The 14,251-nt window shown below is 72.3% G+C and carries 11 protein-coding genes; 6 read left to right on the forward strand and 5 right to left on the reverse strand.

The window, feature by feature from the left end; all coding sequences use genetic code 11:
* The first annotated feature begins 37 nt into the window (after nucleotides 1-37).
* Entirely contained in the window at nucleotides 38-1,633 is a 1,596-nt protein-coding gene (locus tag ACFQVD_RS01890) for a bifunctional 3'-5' exonuclease/DNA polymerase (protein ID WP_343967425.1), read from the forward strand.
* 48 nt (nucleotides 1,634-1,681) lie between these two features.
* On the opposite strand, the gene ACFQVD_RS01895 is transcribed toward ACFQVD_RS01890, so the two are convergent.
* The 5 genes from ACFQVD_RS01895 to ACFQVD_RS01915 form a co-directional block, all read right to left on the reverse strand.
* Entirely contained in the window at nucleotides 1,682-3,043 is a 1,362-nt protein-coding gene (locus ACFQVD_RS01895) for an MFS transporter (RefSeq protein WP_343967423.1), read from the reverse strand.
* 55 nt (nucleotides 3,044-3,098) lie between these two features.
* Entirely contained in the window at nucleotides 3,099-5,177 is a 2,079-nt protein-coding gene (locus ACFQVD_RS01900) for a serine/threonine-protein kinase (protein ID WP_343967420.1), read from the reverse strand.
* Between the two features lie 224 nt (nucleotides 5,178-5,401).
* Nucleotides 5,402-6,808, reverse strand: coding sequence for a YlbE family protein (locus tag ACFQVD_RS01905; protein ID WP_343967417.1), 1,407 nt, complete (start codon nucleotides 6,806-6,808; stop codon nucleotides 5,402-5,404).
* Between the two features lie 70 nt (nucleotides 6,809-6,878).
* Nucleotides 6,879-8,267 (reverse strand): FdrA family protein, encoded by a 1,389-nt coding sequence (locus ACFQVD_RS01910; protein ID WP_343967415.1) that lies wholly within the window; start codon nucleotides 8,265-8,267, stop codon nucleotides 6,879-6,881.
* On the reverse strand, nucleotides 8,264-9,148 hold the full coding sequence (locus ACFQVD_RS01915) for a DUF2877 domain-containing protein (RefSeq protein ID WP_343967413.1): 885 nt from the start codon (nucleotides 9,146-9,148) through the stop codon (nucleotides 8,264-8,266). Before ACFQVD_RS01915 ends, ACFQVD_RS01910 begins: the two co-directional genes overlap by 4 nt.
* A 191-nt stretch (nucleotides 9,149-9,339) precedes the next feature.
* Here ACFQVD_RS01915 and ACFQVD_RS01920 point away from each other — a divergent pair, with 191 nt between their 5' ends.
* From ACFQVD_RS01920 to ACFQVD_RS01940, 5 genes are all read left to right on the forward strand, one after another.
* A complete protein-coding gene (locus ACFQVD_RS01920) occupies nucleotides 9,340-10,902 on the forward strand; it encodes a PucR family transcriptional regulator (protein ID WP_364153282.1) in 1,563 nt (520 codons plus the stop codon).
* 48 nt (nucleotides 10,903-10,950) lie between these two features.
* Entirely contained in the window at nucleotides 10,951-11,172 is a 222-nt protein-coding gene (locus tag ACFQVD_RS01925; RefSeq protein ID WP_343967406.1) for an RNA-binding S4 domain-containing protein, read from the forward strand.
* Between the two features lie 316 nt (nucleotides 11,173-11,488).
* A complete protein-coding gene (locus tag ACFQVD_RS01930; RefSeq protein WP_343967404.1) occupies nucleotides 11,489-12,871 on the forward strand; it encodes a uracil-xanthine permease family protein in 1,383 nt (460 codons plus the stop codon).
* Entirely contained in the window at nucleotides 12,868-13,737 is an 870-nt protein-coding gene (locus ACFQVD_RS01935) for an FAD binding domain-containing protein (protein WP_343967402.1), read from the forward strand. Before ACFQVD_RS01930 ends, ACFQVD_RS01935 begins: the two co-directional genes overlap by 4 nt.
* Entirely contained in the window at nucleotides 13,730-14,206 is a 477-nt protein-coding gene (locus tag ACFQVD_RS01940) for a (2Fe-2S)-binding protein (protein WP_343967400.1), read from the forward strand. Before ACFQVD_RS01935 ends, ACFQVD_RS01940 begins: the two co-directional genes overlap by 8 nt.
* Nucleotides 14,207-14,251 lie beyond the last annotated feature (45 nt).

The following is a 14,251-nucleotide window of genomic DNA, read 5'->3' on the forward strand; positions in this document are numbered from 1 at the left end:
CGGCCGGAATGTCGTATCGGCGTGGCACTGTTGGCGTATGAACGTGTCAGTCGCGGCCACTCCCGGCGGTGGGGGCGTGCTGCGCGTGGACGGCGAGTCCGCCGTGGCCGTCGCCGATCTGGTCTCGGCGGTCCGCGAGCTGGAGGCCCGGCGGCCACGCTGGGTCTGGGCCGACACGCGGGAGGTCTACCCCGCGTTGCTCGCCGCCGGCGTGCGGCTGGCGCGCTGCCACGACCTGGCGCTGACCGAGAGCCTGCTCCTGGCCCACGAGGAACGGTTCGGCGAGCCCCGCTCGGCCAGGGCCGCCCACGCCAGGCTGCACGGGCTCCCCGTGCCGGACGACCACCAGGGACCCCAGGCGCGACAGGCCACCCTTTTCGAGGAGGAGGCGCCGGCGCCCGACGCGGACCTGGTCGCCGAGGTCCACGCCGACCAACTGCGGCGCGTCGAGGCCACCGCGGACCCGCGGCGGTTCCGGCTGCTGGTCGCGGCGGAGTCGGCCGGGGCGCTGATCGCCGCGGAGATGGCCGCCGAGGGCATGCCCTGGCGCGAGGACGTGCACGACGAACTGCTGACGGACCTGCTCGGCCCGCGCCCGGTGCACGGCATGCGGCCGACCAAGCTCCAGGCATTGGCCGACCAGGTGACGGCGGCCTTCGGCACCCCGTTCAACCCCGACTCCCCGCAGCAGATCGTCAGGGCGTTCAAGGCGGCGGGCGTGCCCGTCTCCTCCACCAGGGCCCACGACATCAGACAGGTCGACCATCCCGGTGTCGCGCCCCTGCTCGCCTACAAGGAGATGGCCAGGTTCTACAGCTTCCACGGCTGGGCCTGGGCCGACCAGTGGGTCCGAGGCCACCGCTTCCGGCCGGAGTACGTGGTGGGCGGCGTGGTGACGGGCCGTTGGGCGACCAACGGCGGCGGCGCCCTGCAGATCCACAAGCTGATGCGCAAGGTCATCGTGGCCGACGACGGCTGGACACTGGTCGTCGCCGACGCGGCCCAGCTGGAACCGCGGGTGCTGGCCGCCATGGCCGGGGACGGCGGCCTGGCCAGGGCGGCCGGGCAGATCGACCTCTACCAGGCGCTGGCACAGGCGTTCGGTGGCGAGCGCGACAACGCCAAGATCGCCATGCTGTCGGCGATGTACGGGGGCACCAGTGGAGACGCGCCCAAGTTGCTGGCCGTGATGCGCCAGCGCTTTCCCCGCGCCTACCAGTTCGTGGAGGACGCCGCCCGCGCGGGGGAGGAGGGCAAGGTGGTCCGTTCCTGGCTGGGCCGCACCTCGCCGCCGCCCTCGGCCGGCTGGCGAAAGCTGGTCTCGGGTCCCGAGGGAGGCCGCGCGGCCCGCGACCGCGGCCGGTTCACCAGAAACTTCGTGGTCCAGGCGACCGCGGCCGAGTGGGCGCTCGCGCTGATGGCGGTGCTGCGCGGCCTGCTGCCCGACCCGGCCAGGCTGGTGTTCTTCCAGCACGACGAGGTGATGGTGCACTGCCCGGCCGAGCAGGCCGACGAGGTCGTCGCGGCGGTCGGCAGGGCGGCGGAGGAGGCGAGCCGGCTGCTGTTCGGATCGACTCCCGTCCGCTTCCCGATGCAGGCGGTCCCGGTGCGCTGCTACGCCGACGCCAAGTGAGCTCCGCCCGGCGGGCATGCCGGTGGAAGAACGACTGGAAACGCCTGCTCAGGGCCTGCTCAAGGCCAGCCAGGCGCCGGTGATCGTCACCATGACCGCGACGGCCGCGCCGAGCACGCCGTACGACAGGCTGCCGACGATCACCCCGGCGACCACGGTGCCGGTCGCGCCGCAGAGGTTCGTCAGCAGGTCCGACAGACCCTGTACGGCGGTGCGGTGTGCCGGCGGCACCGCCTCACTGAGCATCGCCGAACCGGAGATCAGCCCGCAGGACCAGCCGAGGCCGAGCAGTACCAGCCCGGCGCTGATCCGCGTGACGTCGTGCGCCTCGGCCCCGCCCGTGAGGACGGCGGAGGTCAGCAGCAGGCCCATGCCCAGCACCAGCACCGGTGTCCGCCCGGCCCGGTCGGCCAGCCAGCCGACCACGGGGGACAGCACGTACATGCCCGCGATGTGCAGGCTGATCACGATGCCGATGACCGTGTACGTCGAGCCGCCGTGGTCGAGGTGGACCGGGGTCATCGACATGATCGACACCATGGCGGTGTGGCTGACCGCGATCGCGGCCAGCGCGCGTCCCGCCAGGGGTGTCTCACGCAGTACCCGCCAGGCGGCGCGGAACGTGCCTTTGCCCTGTCGCGAGGCCGTGGCCGGGGGCGAGGGGGCAGAGGTGTGAGGCGTCGCGGTCTGCCGTCCCTCGTCCGGACGCTCTCCGGGGACGGACGACGCGGCGTCCGGGGGCGGGGACGCGGAGCGGGCCAGGAGCAGGGGGTCCGGGCGCAGGGCGAGGAGGATGACGCCGAGGGTGATCGTGAAGCTCAGCAGGGCGAGGGCGAACGGGCCGCTGCCCGCCGCCAGGCCGAGCCCGGCACTGAACCGCTCGGCGGGTCCCGCCAGGTTCGGGCCGGCGACCGCCCCGATGGTGGTGGCCCACACCACCAGCGACAGGTGCCGGGCCGAGTGCCCCGGCGCCGACAGGTCGGTCGCGGCGTAGCGGGAGGCCAGGTTGCCCGCGCTGGCCGCGCCGAACAGCACCAGCCCGGCCAGCAGCAGCGGCCACGAACCCATGGCGACGGCGAGCAGCGAGACCAGGCAGCCGAGCAGGGCGCACCCGTAGGCCAGGGTGAGCCCGGCCCGCCGGCCACCCCGGCCGGACGATCTGGCGGTGGGCAGTGCCAGCAGCGCGGCGCCCAGTACCGTCGCGGTCCCGGCCAGTCCGCTGAGCGTCGTGGAGCCGGAGAGCTCCTGCACGGTCACCGAACTGAAGCTGAGTCCCACGGCGACCCCGATCCCGCCGCTGATCTGGGCGGTGGAAAGGACGGCGAGCGTTCGCCGCTGTACCGTGGCGATCCGCGCACCGCCGTCACCGCGGGCACCGGAGATGTCGGGGGGCGTGGTATCGGCGGTCACGAGTGAAGTCTGCCATCACTCGTGACCGGACCGGGAGACCGTCTCGCGGGCGGGCTCAGTCGGCGGAGGTGAAGGTGGCGAAGAAGGTGCCCAGGATCTCCGAGTTCTTCTCCCAGTCGAGATCCTGCACCCTGAACGTGATCTGGTAGGCGGTCTGGCCGTTGACGGCGACGTAGCGTGTCAGCCCGTGCATCGGAACGCCGTTGGGCTGGACGTAGGTGTACTCCCAGTCCGCGGCCTTCCAGCTGCGATAGTTCACCACCGTCACGCCTACCTCGGTGTATTCGTCCAGGCCCTTCTTGCTCGCCTTGCCGAGTGCCGCCACCGGGTCCTCGACCGGCACCTCGACGACGACGATGTTCTGCCCGCCGCCCTTCGGCCCGGAGAAGGTGACGGTTCCCTTGGAGTCGGCCTTCACGGTCCAGTCGCCCGGCACCGCGCCGGAGACCCCGGCGGCGCTCGCCAGTTTGAAGCCGTCGGGGATCTCCTCGTCGGATCCGGAGGACGTACCCGGGTCGGCGGGTGCGGAGATCGCCGCCGAGGGGCCCGTGGAGTTCGCGGTGCCGGAGTCGTCGCCGGGCAGGAAGACGATGAGCCCGGCGACCACGATGGCCAGCACGCCGCCCCCGCCGAGCATCAGCAGACGGCTGTCGGGGCCGCTGCCGCGCGACCGGCCGCCCTCGCGCTCCGGGGCGCGGCGCGTGCCCGCGCGTGTCCCGGCCCTGCCGGGTGAGGTCAGGGCCTGGGAGTTCCGTACGGCGTCGGAGGTGGGCTGCTCCTGCGGGGCCGGGGTGGGCCCCGGGATCGGCCAGAGTGCGGCCCCGCCCCGCCCGTCGCGCGGCGGTGCGGACGGCGGGACGCCGGGGAGGTCGCCGGAGAAGCTGGTCAGCGCGTCGAACGGGTTGCCGTCAGGTCCGGTCGCCGGGATGCGCAGTGCGTCGTACCCGCGCTGGTGCCCGCCGCTCTGCGGGGTCCTGGGGGACGAGGAGTGCCCGGGGAGGGAGAGCAGGTCCGCGCGGTGGCCCCCGCTCGGGCCGGCGAGTGCGTCGTAGGGGAGCGCGTGGCCACCCGAGGAGTCGGCGGCCGGGTCGTAGGGCACCCGGATCGGGCCGGAGGGCGTCTCGATGATCCGGGAGGGCATCGGCCCCGAGGGCACGTCCAGCGGGGGCATCAGGTGCATCGGAATGGAGTCGCCGGGGACCGGCATCGACGAGGGCGACGGAGTGGGCGTGCGGTTCGGGGTGCTGGAGCCGTGGCTGCGCAGCACCCGGTCCAGTAGGTCCGACACCTGGGCGGCGCTCATCCGGTCGGCGGGGTTCTTGCGGAGCAGGCCCTCGATGACGGTGATCAGGGCGCCGGCCCGCTGGGGGCGGTTGGGTTCCTGGGTGAGGATCGCGCCGAGCACGGCCACCGCGTCAGGACCCTCGTAGGGGGGCCGGCCCTCGACCGCCGCGTAGAGCGTGGCACCGAAGGACCACAGATCGGAGGATTGAGTGACCTGCTGGCCGGACAGCCGCTCCGGCGGGATGTAGGCGGGGGAGCCCATCAGCAGGCCGGTCTGGGTGATCGTGACGTCGCCCTCTATCGCGGCGATGCCGAAGTCGGTGAGCACCACTCGGTCGGAGGTCAGCAACACGTTGCCGGGTTTGACGTCGCGGTGCATGATTCCGGCGGCGTGGGCGTGGCGGAGCGCGTCGAGCACCCGGATGCCGATCTCGGCGGCCTGGACCACCGGCAGTGGTCCGCTCTGCCGTACGGCCTGCTCAAGCGACCAGGCGCGGACCAGCTCCATCACGATCCAGGGGCGGCCGTCCTCCTCGACGACGTCATGGACCGTGACGATGCCGGGATGGCTGAGCCGGGCCGCCGAGCGGGCCTCGCGGAGCATCCGCCGGTGCGCGCCCTGCTTGCCCGCGTGGTCGAGCCCGTAGGGGAGGATCAGCTCCTTGACCGCGACGTCCCGGTCGAGCAGGACGTCGTGGGCGTGCCACACCATGCCCATCCCGCCACGGCCCACCGGTGACACCAGGCGGTAGCGCCTGCCCACCAGCCTGCCCTGGCCCTCCGGTGTGGCTCCGGCGAAATCGCCCCCCTCAGGCCCCTGGGGGTTTCTCCCGAGCAAGCGATCGGTCATCGTACCCCGTTCCCCACAACCAGCCCTTTTTGTTAAGGCTGGACACGATATCGGGATGTCATTCGGTAACGGAAGTTGGCCTGCGGAGAAAGCGCGCGACGGCATTTGTCAGTGATCGGTGTTCTTTGGAGCACTGAGCCGGTGTCCGCGCCCTGACGTCGCCGAATGCTACCGGCGAGTGGGTGAATTGTCAGCTTCGCCCGTTCCTAATAGCCAACGGATCGCTAAACCGATCCGTTTCCACGATCGACCGCCTCGGCCAGCGCGGCCAGCGCCGTGGTGAAAGCCGAGGCGGGCGGGCTGACCAGACCCGCGCCGACCTGTCCGGTCCCCGCGACCCGGCCGGCGATGCCGGTGTTCACGGTGGGCAGCAGGCCCGTCCTGGCGACCAGCGTGACATCGACGCCGACCGGCGTGCCCCGGAAGTCCAGCCCCGGGATCTGGTACGCGGGATGCTCGGCCAGGGTGATCTCGTACATGGAGCGGGTGGCCGCCATCGCGTCCGAGACGTCACCGCCGACGAACCGCACGATCGCCGGGGCCGCGGCCATCGCGAAGCCTCCCAGGCCGGCCGTCTCGGTGATCGTGGAGTCGCCGATGTCGGGATTGGCGTCGTCCGGACCGTACGCGCCGAGGTAGAGACCGTCCGGCACGCCCGCGGGGCCGGTGAACCAGCGATCACCCAGCCCGGAGACCTGGACCCCGAAGTCCGTGCCGTTGCGTGCCATCGCGACGACCATCGTGGAGCCGGGGACGTTCCGCGCGGCGTCCGCGCTGACCTTGCACGCGGCCATGCCCGCGTTGAGGAAGAAGTGGTCGTTGCCGTTGATGAAGCGGAGCACCTCGGCGGCGTGGCCGGGAGCGGCCTCCGCCACCTCGGGAGCCAGTTCGCGGACCAGCAGCGAGGTGGCGGCACGGTTGCGGTTGTGCAGTTCGTCGCCCATCTGCAGTGCCTGCGCGGTCAGCGCCCGCAGGTCCAGCGGGCCGCTCCGCTCCAGGGTGGCCTGGAGCGCGGGGCCGAGCACCTCGGCCATCCAGCGCAGTCGCCTCAGCACCTCCGGGCCGTACGCGCCGTAGCGCAGCACCTTGCCCAGCCCTTCGTTGAGCGAGCAGTAGGCGGTACCGCCGTGCTCGGCGTCACGAACCTCGAACATCCACATCGACGAGGTGACCACGCCCGCCATCGGCCCGACGGTCCGGTGGTGATGGCAGGAGTCCAGCCGCGCCTGCCCGCGGGCCAGCCGTTCCTCGGCGTCGGCGGCGTCGGCGGCCAGCCCTTCCAGCAGCATCGCCCCGATGAGCGCGCCCCGCATCGGACCCGACGCCCGTTCCCACTCGATCGGCGGCCCCGCGTGCAGGAACGTGCCCTTCGGCAGGTCGAGCACCTCGTACGCGGGCCGCACCCCGACGAGCTGCGGCCGGGCGGAGACCAGGCGGCCCACGGCCGTCTCGTTGGCGCGGCCCCTGCGCGGGTCGGCCAGCACCCGGGCCAGGTCGGCCTCGGTGCCGGGCATCGGCGGGCGCCAGTCCACCCGCGTCCGAGGGACGGCCTGGAAGTCCAGCGCCTCGCCGAGCAGGTCGGCCCCCACCGTGATCACTTCCGGCTCGCCGGAAAGCATGGTCAGCGTCATGCGTCAACTCCTGAGCGAAGAGCGGTGACGGCCGGGGGGAGAGCGGCCGATCCCCGGCGTCCGACGGCGGTCAACGAGCGATCCCGGCGGCGACCTCCGCGGCGTGTCCCGCGGCCTGGGCGTTGGAGGTGAACACCGCGGCGCCCGCCGCGTTCAGGGCCTCGGCCTGCGCGTTCAGCCCCTGCGGGTCGCCCTCGGAACCGACCAGCGCGACGATCACCGTGACACCTCGCGCGGCGGCCCCGGCGATCGCCGGCGCGAGCGTCGCGGCGGGATCGGGGTCGGCACCGTGGCCGAGGACCACGTCGAGCAGGACGACCTCGCCCGGCGGCACCTCGGCCAGGGCCTCCAGGCGGAGCGTCGGGTCGATCATCGGGTGGGCCCGGCCGACCGTGTAGGCGTCGTCGCCGAAGTCGGTGAACTCCCCGCTCCCGGTGATCAGCCGCGCCTCCACGCAGAGCGTCCCACCCGAGTAGATGCCGCGCAGACTTCCCGCGTGCTCCCCCGTCGTGCCGGGGGCGGGCCAGGACGGCCAGGCGGGGACCGGGGCGCCGAGGGCGCGCAGAGCGGTCTCGGTCGCCGCGGTCAGGTCGTCCTGGCCGGGGCCGAGCAGGGCGGTCACGACCGGAGTGCCGAGCTTCGCGACGGTCTCGGCGACGGCCCGCGCGACCTCGGGTGCGGGAGGCTTGGAGATCAGGACGATCAGCTCGGTCGCGGGGTCGGCGTCGAGGGCCTCCAGGGCGCGCAGGGTGGACAGCCCGCCCACGTCCGCGGACAGGTCACGGCCGCCCACCCCCAGCAGGTGGGAGATCCCCACTCCCGCGTGGTCCAGCAGGCAGGCCACCTGCTGCGCACCGGTCCCCGAGGCGGCCACCAGACCGACCGGGCCCGGCCGCAGGACGTTCGCGAATCCGAGACCGGCTCCGCCGATCACCGCGGTGCCACAGTCCGGACCCATGACCAGCACGCCGAGCTCGGCGGCACGTCGCTTGAGCAGTACCTCCTGTTCGACCGGCACGTTGTCGCTGAAGATCATCACAGACAGGCCGGCCTCGACCGCGTCCAGCGCCTCGGCGAACGCGTACGGCCCGGGCACCGAGACCAGGGCCAGCGTGGCGGCGCGCTCGCGGGCCGCGGCACGGACCGTGTGCGGGGGGTGCTCGACGGCGGCGCCGCCGGCCGGCATGGCGGAGAGTCCCGCCAGCAACCCGTCCAGTTCCGCGAGGGCGGCCTCCAGAGTGTCCGCCCCGCCGCCGCGCAGCGCGATCAGCAGGTCGGCGGGGCCGGCCTCGGGGAGGTCGAAACCCAGCTCGGCGGCGATCCCGAGGTTGAGTTCCGTGGCCATCGCCACCACCGCGACCTCCACACCGGGAAGCGCGGTCGCCGTCCGGCTGACCCGCATCAGGCTCACGGAGTCGTGGTAGACCCCGGTGCGCACCCGGACCACATCAGTGCTCAATTGCCCCTGCCTTCCAGATCGATCACCGCCGCGAGCCCGATGCGCAGCCCCCACGCCAGGTCGGCCCCCGAGGTGTGGCCCAGCTGGAGCAGGCGGTGGAGCGCCGACTCCAGGGACTGCCGCCCCGCCAGGCCCCGCAGCACGGCCAGGACCTCGCCGCTGGCCTCGCCCCTGGCGGCACAGTGCAACAGCGCCGCCGATATGGGGGTGGTCCTGCCCCGTACGTCGAAGGTGACGGCGGCGGCCAGCCAGTCGGCCAGCCAGACGGCACGATCGGCCCCCGTCGCGCCGCCCAGGTGGCGCAGCGCGACCAGCAGCCCCGCGAGCACGTCGTCACCGCTCGGCGTGAGCCCGGGGCCCAGACCGATCAGCTGCTCGGCGGCCACGACGCTTTTCAGCAGCGAGCCCTCGGCGCACCCCTGGGCCAGCAGATCGGCGGCACCGTTGCCCTCCAGCCCCGAACGCCTCGAAGAGCGCTCGCACAGCCCGGCCATCGCGGGCAGCGAGCGGACCAGCTCCGCCACCTTCACGGTGCCAAGCGGCGGGGCCGGGTTCCACCAGCGGTGGGCCCGCAGGCTGAGCCGTCCGACGTCGATCGAGCCGTCGCCGACGCACGCCTCGTCCCCCACCGCGACCTGAGGCATCGGGTCGCTGACCACCATGGCGTTGGGCAGGCGGGTGGCCTGCCCGGTCACCACCGCGATGACCTGTGGTTCCAGCTCGGTGCGTATCTCAAGGTAGACGCCGGCGGGGAAGGCCGCCAGCACCCGCGCCGGGCGGCGGGGCGCCTCAAGCACCTGGCGCAGAGTGGTGCTGGCCGCACCGGTCCCATGTGTCCGCACGTGTACGCGTCGCGCCTTTGGACGCGTTCCAACGCTCATGAGCGCTCCTCGGCAGGCCCCGTGGGTGTGAAGGTGCTCTCTCCAGCGGTTCGCTCGCTCACGGACTCCCCCCATCCATTGAGCCGTACGGTAGAACGGGCGTGGACGCAGGCCGTACGGATAAAGGTGCCAACAGTCAGCCCAAAGGTTGGCTCTTCCTGACAGACGGGTCTATCGGTCACAATCGCCTCATGGAACCTCCCGTACGGCCGGCGAGCACCGGAACGATCATTCACGGAGTCGCCGTCGGCGAGGTCCTCGGCGTCTCGACACTGGCGGGAGCCCGGCTGATCGCGGGAGAGCGGGGCCTGGACCGGGTGGTGCAGCGGCTCAACGTGATGGAGGTGCCCGACGTCCTGGCCTGGGTCAAGCCGCACGAGCTGCTGCTCACCACCGGCTACCCGCTGCGCAACACCCCCCAGTCGCTCGGCAGGCTGGTGGCCGACCTCGACGAGCGCGGTCTGGCCGCGCTGGCCATCAAGCTCGGCCGCTACCTCGACGAGCTGCCGGAGGAGATGGTGGAGCAGGCCGACCGGCTGGGCTTCCCGCTGATCCAGCTCCCCGACGACGTCGGCTTCGACGACATCCTCAACCAGGTGCTGACCGACATCCTCAACCGCCAGGCCGTCGTGCTGGCCAGGGCGGAGGAGGCGCACCGGGCGCTGGTCCAGGTCGTGCTCGCCGGGGGCGGGCTGCGCGAGGTGACGGCCGAGGTGGCGGGGCTGCTCGACGTGGGCGTGGCGGTGCTGGACGGGACGGGCCACGTGCTGGCCTCGGCCGGACCCGCCGAGCACGTGGCCGCGCTGCGCGGCGCCCCCGACTCCCGCCACACCTCGGTGCCGGTGGTGGCGGGCGGCCACCACCACGGCAGGATCGTCGCCTGCGGCGCCGTCGGCTCGATCGGTGACAGCGATGTCGGCATTCTGGAACGTGCCGCTACGGTCGCCGCGCTGGTGGTGACCCGGCAGGAGGCGGTCAACGCCGTCGAGAGCAAGTACCGCGCCGACTTCCTGCGCGACGTGCTCACCGGCAGGGCGGGAGGTTCCGAGCGGGTCTCCTCCCGGGCCAGGGCCTTCGGGTGGGACCTGCAGCGCCCGGTCACCGTGCTGGTGGCCGAGCTCGACCCGGAGGGTGACGAGCGCGCCGCCCAGGACCGGCTGGTCACCTGCTGGACCGGTGCGATGCGCCGCCACGACGCGCGCGGTGCGGTGGCGGGCTTCTCCCACGAGGTCGTCACCATCGTGGACGCGGCGGTCGACGCGGATCGCCTGGCCAAGGACGCCGCCGCGGCCTTCGCCGAGTGCCTGCCCGCCACCTTCTCCACCGGTGCCAGCCGTACCGCCGTCGGCGCCGAGGCGCTGCCCGAGGCGTACGGGCAGGCGCTGAAGGCCGCGCGGGTGGGCCGCCAGCTCCACGGCAACGGCGCGGTCGCGCACTTCGACCAGCTCGGCGTCTACCGGCTGCTCTCCCTGGTCAACGACACCGCCGAGCTGCACGCCTTCGTCCGTGAGACGCTCGGCTCGCTCGCCTCCGACGACGACGCCGAGAACGCCGACCTGCGCCGCACCCTGCAGGTGCTGCTGGAGACCAACCTCAACGTGGCCGAGACGGCACGCAGACTGCACTTCCACTACAACACGCTGCGCTACCGGATCGGCAAGCTGGAGCGCATGCTGGGCGGCTTCACCGAGGACGCCCACCTGCGGCTGAACCTCACCCTGGCCCTGCACGTCCTGCGGATGAGGGGGATCTGAGACCGGTGCTCCGCGCCCTGGGAGCGCGCGGGACCTAAGCTGTTCGGCGTGAACGAGACCTTCGAGCTGGAGACCGACTACATCCCGCTCTGTGACCTGCTCAAGTACTGCGGTGTCACCGAGACGGGCGGCCAGGCCAAGCACTTCATCGCCGACGGCAACGTGCTGGTGGACGGGGAGGTCGAACTGCGCAAGACCTGCAAGATCCGCAACGGCCAGGTGGTGACCGGCGACGGCTTCGAAATTCGGGTGGTCGCCGCCGGAGCCTGATCCCGGCAGCGGCCTCGCCCGGCTCCGCGACACTCCGTCCGCCTGCCTGCGGCCGTCCTTCCGGGCTGCGAAGGGCCGCCCGCGCTGCCGGTTATGTCACATACCTATATCTTTCGCCGTCTCCCGTGCCCTTCACCGGGCGTTCTCGCTGGTGGTGCGCGAGGCATTCACCGGTCGGCCGTTTAGATTTGGCAGATCATGACGATGTCCGCGCATGGACTCGGTCCTAATGTGCCCGCAACGGTAGTAAGGGACTCGCCGGAGGGATGCCCGCGGGGTGGCCACCGACCGACGGCCCGGTGAAAGGTGGGGCTCGATGGTTGCAGGTTGGACGAAACACGGCGACGGCCGGACACTCGCCCCGGGAGAGGTGGTCAGACCCGACGAGCGGCTGTCCTGGCCGCGGATGCTCGGGTTCGGGGCGCAGCACGTCGTGGCGATGTTCGGCGCCACGTTCGTCTTCCCCCTGCTGATGGGACTCGATCCCAATGTCGCCATCATGTTCTCCGGCGTCGGAACGATCATGTTCCTGCTCATCGTGAAGGGAAAGGTCCCCAGCTACCTCGGGACCAGCGCCTCGTTCGTGGGCGGCGTGCTCGCCATCCGGGCACTCGTGGGCGGTGACGACACACCCGCCGCCGACGCCATCGTCACCGGCGCCATCCTCGTCGCCGGACTGGTACTCGCGCTCGTAGGCGTGGCCGTCCACTTCCTCGGCGTGCAGGTCATCAACCGGGTCTTCCCGCCGGTCGTCACCGGCGCCGTCGTCATGCTGATCGGCTTCGGCCTGGCGCCCGTCGTCGCCGACGTCTACTGGCCGCAGGACCAGTGGATGGCGCTGATCACGATGATCGTCACCTTCGTCGCCATCGTGCTCTTCAAGGGCTTCATCGGCAGGATCGGCATCCTGCTCGGCCTGATCATCGGCTTCGTCCTCTCCTGGGCGGCCGACAAGGTATTCGGCAACATCACCGCCTTCAACGCGGTCACCGGCGCGGTCGACACGCACCCCAGGGTGAGCTTCAAAGACGTGGCGGCGGCCGACTGGATCGGCCTGCCGAGCATGCACTTCCCCGACTTCAAGTTCTCCGCCGTGCTGCTGGTGCTGCCCGCCGTGATCGCGCTGGTCGCCGAGAACGTCGGCCACGTCAAGGCCGTCGGCGAGATGACCAGGACCGACGTCGACCCGTACATGGGCCGGGCGGTCATCGCAGACGGCGCCGCCACGGTCGTGGCCAGCACCTTCGGCGGCTCCCCGACCACCACCTACGCCGAGAACATCGGCGTGATGGCCGCCACCCGCGTCTACTCCACGGCCGCCTACTACATCGCCGCCGTCATCGCGATCCTGTTCGGCCTCTGCCCGAAGTTCGGCGCGCTGGTCGCGGCCACGCCGGGCGGTGTGCTCGGCGGCATCACCGTCATCCTGTACGGCATGATCGGCCTGCTCGGCGCGAAGATCTGGATCGAGAACCGGGTCGACTTCGCGGACCCCGTCAACCTCGTCCCGATCGGGGCGGGAATCATCCTCGCGATCGGCCCGGTCAAGCATATGATCAGCTCGGACTTCACGCTGGAGGGCATCGCCCTCGGCACCATCGTGGTGGTGGTGGGTTACCACCTGCTCCGGGTCATCTCCGGACGGGGCGGCGCCGGTCCGGCAGAGGTGTCCGAGCCGCAACGAGAGGTCACCGGGTGAAACCACCCCCCTTCGAATACCACGCCCCCCGTTCCCTCGGCGAGGCGCTCGACGCCCTCGCCGGGGCCGGGGAGCACGGCAAGGTGCTCGCCGGGGGGCAGAGCCTGATCCCGCTGCTGAACATGCGGCTGGTCGCCCCCGCGCACCTGGTAGACATCAACCGGCTGGCCGAACTGGCGACCGTCGATGTCGAGCCGGGCGGTGTCAGGGTCGGCGCCCTGGCCAGGCACGCCCAGGTGGAACGCTCCGAGGAGGTCGCCGCGGCGCAGCCGCTGCTGCGCCAGGCGCTCCGGCTGGTGGCCCACCCGGTGATCCGCAACCGGGGCACCGTGGTCGGCAGCCTGGCCCACGCCGACCCCGCCGCCGAACTGCCGGCCGTCCTCGCCCTGCTCAAGGGATCGGTACGGCTGGCCCGGCCGGACGCCGTCAGGGACGTGGCGGCCGAGGACTTCTTCACCGGCCCCCTGGAGTCGGCGATGAATCCGGGGGAACTGGCCGTCTCCGCGTTCTTCCCCGCCCCGCCCCCGCGCTCGGGCACCGCGTTCCGTGAGGTCGCCCGGCGGCACGGCGACTACGCCCTGGCCGGGATCGCGGCACTGGTCGCACTGGACGACGATCTGAGGATCACCTCGGCCACGGTGGCCTGCGTGAGCCTCGGCCCCGTCCCGGTGCTCGTCGACGTCACCGCGGCCGTCGGCCACCGGCCGCCGGACTCGGCGGACTGGGCCTCGGCGGCCCGCGCCGTGCAGGACCGGATCGAGCCGGAGGCAGACATCCACGCGACCGCCGCCTACCGGCGGCATCTCGCCGGAGTGCTCACCGAGCAGGCACTCCGTGACGCCGCCAGGGAGGCCGTAGGTGCATGAGATCACGCTGACCGTCAACGGGGTGGTCAGGCAGGCCTCGGTCCCGGCGCGGCGGCTGCTGTCCGACTGCCTGCGGCACGACCTCGGCCTGACCGGCACGCACGTCGGATGCGAGCACGGGGTCTGCGGATGCTGCACGGTGCTGCTGGACGGCGAGCCGGTCCGCTCCTGCCTGACGTTCGCGGTCACCGTGGACGGGCGCGACATCACCACGGTGGAGGGGCTCGCCGACCGGGACGGCACGCTCTCGCCGGTGCAGCGGGCCTTCGCCGAGTGCCACGGCCTGCAGTGCGGCTTCTGCACGCCTGGCTTCCTGTGCACGGTGACCGCGCTGCTGCGGGACAATCCGGCGCCGAGCGACGAGGAGGTACTGGAGGGCATCTCCGGCAACCTGTGCCGGTGCACGGGCTACCAGAACATCGTCAAGTCCGTCCACCGCGCGGCCGAGATCATGGCGGAGGAACCTTGAGCGGGCGCGGGAGATTCCCGGGCGGTCCCGGAGGATCCGCGGGCG

Origin of the sequence: Streptosporangium amethystogenes subsp. fukuiense, from assembly GCF_042665875.1 — a bacterium.
GTDB lineage: Bacteria > Actinomycetota > Actinomycetes > Streptosporangiales > Streptosporangiaceae > Streptosporangium > Streptosporangium fukuiense.